Origin of the sequence: Pseudomonas sp. SIMBA_041 (genome assembly GCF_046535095.1) — a bacterium.
Classification (GTDB): domain Bacteria; phylum Pseudomonadota; class Gammaproteobacteria; order Pseudomonadales; family Pseudomonadaceae; genus Aquipseudomonas; species Aquipseudomonas mucoides.
Window position 1 is genome coordinate 1 of sequence record NZ_JAWRXJ010000373.1, and the last position, 268, is coordinate 268.

The window sequence follows — 268 nt, forward strand, 5'->3', positions numbered from 1 at the left end:
GCGTTTACTTGATACACCATAGTCTGAATAGCAAAGATATAGTTACCAGACATGAGGTTCACGATGAGCCAAACAAAGTTAACGATAATCCATAACCACCAGTTAAATGAATAACGCAGAATCATTGCCGCCTGAGCCGTAATAGACAGTACAAACGCAATCACATTAATCCAAAAGAAGGAGATAAACCCTAGAAACAGGCTGCTATCATCTTCTACCACTGCGTAGCCATAGCTTGTGAGCAAATCGTTGACTGTTGGAAAGAGGG

General features: G+C 41.4%; 1 protein-coding gene. It reads right to left on the minus strand.

Annotated elements, in window-relative coordinates; all coding sequences use genetic code 11:
- Positions 1-268, minus strand: a 268-nt coding sequence (locus SB725_RS31540; protein WP_410923351.1) for a nicotinamide mononucleotide transporter, incomplete at both ends; no start/stop codon positions are given.